The 3,526-nt window shown below is 65.4% G+C and carries 5 protein-coding genes; 2 read left to right on the top strand and 3 right to left on the bottom strand.

Annotated features, from left to right (window positions below):
* Window positions 1–912: AAA-type ATPase lid domain-containing protein (locus tag AC1D1G_RS43170; protein WP_477956702.1), on the top strand; the 912-nt coding region annotated here is incomplete at its 5' end.
* A 160-nt stretch (window positions 913–1,072) separates the two neighbouring features.
* Window positions 1,073–1,318: a hypothetical protein gene (locus AC1D1G_RS43165; RefSeq protein ID WP_477956701.1), complete on the top strand. Its 246-nt coding sequence runs from the start codon at window positions 1,073–1,075 to the stop codon at window positions 1,316–1,318.
* Between the two features lie 373 nt (window positions 1,319–1,691).
* Here the strand turns inward: AC1D1G_RS43165 and AC1D1G_RS43160 are convergent, their stop codons facing one another.
* From AC1D1G_RS43160 to AC1D1G_RS43150, 3 genes are all read right to left on the bottom strand, one after another.
* Window positions 1,692–1,988, bottom strand: a complete 297-nt coding sequence (locus AC1D1G_RS43160) for an antibiotic biosynthesis monooxygenase family protein (RefSeq protein WP_283335398.1) — start codon at window positions 1,986–1,988, stop codon at window positions 1,692–1,694.
* A gap of 83 nt (window positions 1,989–2,071) precedes the next feature.
* The gene (locus tag AC1D1G_RS43155) at window positions 2,072–3,022 is read right to left on the bottom strand and encodes an NAD(P)H-binding protein (protein WP_477956700.1); all 951 of its coding nucleotides are present in this window, start codon (window positions 3,020–3,022) and stop codon (window positions 2,072–2,074) included.
* Between the two features lie 177 nt (window positions 3,023–3,199).
* Window positions 3,200–3,526: malic enzyme-like NAD(P)-binding protein (locus tag AC1D1G_RS43150; RefSeq protein ID WP_477956699.1), on the bottom strand; the 327-nt coding region annotated here is incomplete at its 5' end.

Genomic DNA, 3,526 nt, shown 5'->3' with positions numbered 1-3,526 from the left:
GTCGAGGACTTCGGGCTCGGGGCCCGACGGCAGATGGCCTTGTTCTACGTACATCTGCTGGAGATCCCCACATCGGGATCCCCTGCTCTGGAGAGCATCCGCGTCTTGCCCGGAATCACCGGCACCAGCGCGTCCTGGCGCCGCAGTTGCCAGCAGATCGCTCGCTGCGCGCGCGAACAACAGTGGGTCACCGTCTCCGGCGAAGCCGGAAGCGGCCGCGCATCAGCTCTCAAAGCTGTTGCCATCGAACACATTCCCATCCGCACACGGATCTTCACGGTTGCCGAACTCGCGGGCGGCAGCGCCGGCCTGCCGGCACTCGAACAGGAACTCGGACAAGACCGATTCAGCGTCATCCTGCGCGACATCGACCTCCTCGGCGAGTCGCAGCTGCGGACTGTCGCCGACCTCGTTCAAGGACGCGAACACGCCGGATGGATCGGCGCGACCATCGGCGGAACCGATCACAACACCGACCTCGACACGCTGATCCTTCCCCACTTCAGCCATACCGTCACCATGCCCGCGCTGCGTCATCGCATCGACGATCTTCACAGCTTGGTACCACATTTGCTGCGACAGCTCGGGCGCGGCGCGGACTTGTCTCTCTCGCCTGCGGCGATGCGCCAACTCTGCAAGTACAGCTGGCCCGGCAACGTCACCGAGCTCCGGCAGGTTTTGCACGACGTGGTCCAGCGTCAGCGCTCCGGTGTCGTCGAGGTCGAGCAGCTACCCCCGATGTGCCGAGCCCTGAGCCGACACACACTCACACAGATCGAAGCCCTCGAACGCGACGCCATCGTGCGCAGCCTCGAGGAGAACCGCGGCAACAAGAAGGCCGCCGCAACAGCTCTCGGCATCTCACGGGCCACCATCTACCGCAAGATCAAGGAATTCGGCATCGACATCTGACGTCGCCCGCACCACTTGGTGTCAGGAAATGAGACACGCGTTTCACCCTAGCCGGCGGATCATGAGGTCAGACAGAGAATCCCACGCGGATCAGCAACTCGTTGAGGGCCAGCTTCTTTCGAGTGCGGGGACGCGACCGGGACCGACGTGAGGACGACCCATGATTACGAACCCGCTTGGCACGGAAACCCACTCGGTATCCCCCGGCAGCACCGCCTCCCGGGTGTGGTTGGTCGCCGCGCTGGCGCACACGTGCGAACCCACCGACCGTCCCGCGGTTCGTGACGATCTGATGCGGACCTGGGTTCCGGAGCCGGGCAGCGGTTACCGCACCCACGACGGCCGTCGCCGGGCAACCTGGGCGCAATTGCACTCCCGGTTCGATCTCGTCGAGGTAACCCCATGACTACCTCCTACGCGATCCGTCCCACACCGGCCCGCCACCGCTCGTCTGGGGTGAGACGGTCCTGCGCGACCATGCTCCGTGATCAACTGGCCAGGGAAGACGCCGCTGAGGATGCGCGAACCTTGGCCCCCGATGATCGGACGACGTGCCCGCTGCACCGACGGTGGATTCACCAATGCGTCGCGTCGCCGACACACGTCAACGCCGTCACGCGACACAGGTGGTGCCGCCAGTGCGCCGTGCCGCTCACCGTCACCGTCGACGAAATCGCGCGGAGCGTCACGATGGTGTGCCCGTCCTGCGGTGACGGCGGAAGCCCCGCCACGACGAGACTGGTGTCCGCGTGTTGCGCCAGCCTCGGCGAGGCGTCGAATCACACTTCGCGGACAGGTGCATAGTGCTCCACGAACGGGAAGGGATCGTAGAAGTGGTGCAGCAGGTCCTTCCACTGCTGGTACCGGCCCGATTGCCGAAAGCCTTCGGTGTGGTCTTCGAGTTCTTCCCACTCGACCAGCAGGAGATAGACATTCGGTCGCTCGAGGCCGCGTGACAATCGCAGCCGCAGGAATCCGGGCATCGACGAAATGATCGACTCGGCCTGCGCGAACGCAGATTCGAATTCCTCGACTCGTTCGGGTGCCACGGTCARCAGTGCGTGTTCCAGGATCATCGGCACAGTATGCGACGTCGCACGGTCGTGGGTGCGAGCGACGTGATCGCCGCTCGAACGGGTGGCGCAAGTAGTGGCGATGCTCAGCCCTCACTACCCGGCTGCGGCGGGCTCGAGAACAGCTCGCGGTGTGCGGCGATGTATTGCTCGACCGACTGCGCGGGCTGCCCGGTCACGTCCTCGACGTCGGTGGTCAGCCGGTTGTAGCGATCGTCGCGGTGCAGTGTGGCAACGGTGAGGAGGTGTTGCACGGTGTGCGACGAGATGCCGGGAACGGCGCTCAACAACTCCACGAAGTCGTCGTGGGGCAAATCGGATCCCGCTACCGACTGTCCCAAGCCCCGGGTGTATTGATCGGCGAGGCCGTCGATGTCCAGGACGGCGGGGCCGGTCAGCTCGAAGACCTGCCCGATACGTCCTGCTGGATCCTGAAGTATGGCGGCGACGACGCGGGCGACGTCGGTGGCGGCGACGGGCGAGGTCCTGCCGGTACCGAACGGCAAGGCCAAGACGCCACGTTCGGCGACGGAACGGCTCGCCACGACGGTGAACAGCGGATTGTCCAGGAAGACCGTGGGTCTGACGTGGACGACGGACAGACCGGACCAATTCATGATGCGCTCGGCGAGCCAGTGCAGCCGTTGGTGCCGGGACTCGTCGGTGCTGGTCGACGTCATCTGCGACACCGTCATCTGCGACATGTTCACCAACACCTCGAGATCGCCCCGCTCGTCGGCGATCGCGCACACAACAGCGGCGGCTTCCAGATAGTCCGCGGAAACACTCATGTTGAAGAACATCCGGGTCACGCCCGTCACGCCCGTCAGCGCCGCATCGACGTCGCCGGGGCGGGTCAGATCGCCGACGACGATGTCTGCTCCCAGCTTCCGTAGTGCGTCGGCGCGGCCGTCATCGCGATGAACCATCGCCCGCACGGGCTCGCCACTGCGGAGCAGCAGCTCGGCGACCATCCGGCTGATACTGCTGTAACCACCGCCCACACCGGTCACCAGGAACGGCGCCCGGTCACTCATGACCGAATCTCGCTGTTCGCGTCGCGTGCAGACGCCGCGACTGCCCTGACACTGGAAGGCGCTCTGGAGCCATCGTGGACCTCCTGGTTTCACGCTCTACTGCGACGTTACGACAGGAGGGCCGCCGCCCGTGCGTGGTTGACGAGTGCAGAGACTCGTCAATCACGCACGGGTGCTCTAGTCGGTGACGCCTTCTGCACGAGCAGCGGCGGCGACTGCCTCCGCGACAGCGGGGGCGACGCGAGGATCGAGCGGGCTGGGAACGATCTTGTCTACAGCCAGCTCGTCACCGACGACCGAGAGGATTGCCTCGGCGGCGGCGAGCTTCATACCTTCGGTGATCCGGCGGGCACCGGCATCGAGCGCACCCCGGAACACCCCGGGGAAGGCCAGCACATTGTTGATCTGGTTCGGGAAATCCGAGCGCCCGGTGGCCACGATCGCCGCATGCTTACGGGCGATGTCCGGGTGGATCTCCGGGTCCGGGTTCGACAACGCGAACAC

Source organism: Rhodococcus sp. P3_B8 (assembly GCF_056402775.1).
The sequence above is the reverse complement of the archived record's forward strand: the minus strand, read 5'-3'. Positions and strand labels throughout refer to the sequence as shown.

Bases quoted from the DNA above. Each gene is read 5' to 3' on its own strand.
- AC1D1G_RS43165 (WP_477956701.1), top strand. From the start codon at position 1,073: ATGATTACGAACCCGCTTGGCACGGAAACCCACTCGGTATCCCCCGGC.
- AC1D1G_RS43155 (WP_477956700.1), bottom strand. From the start codon at position 3,022: ATGAGTGACCGGGCGCCGTTCCTGGTGACCGGTGTGGGCGGTGGTTAC.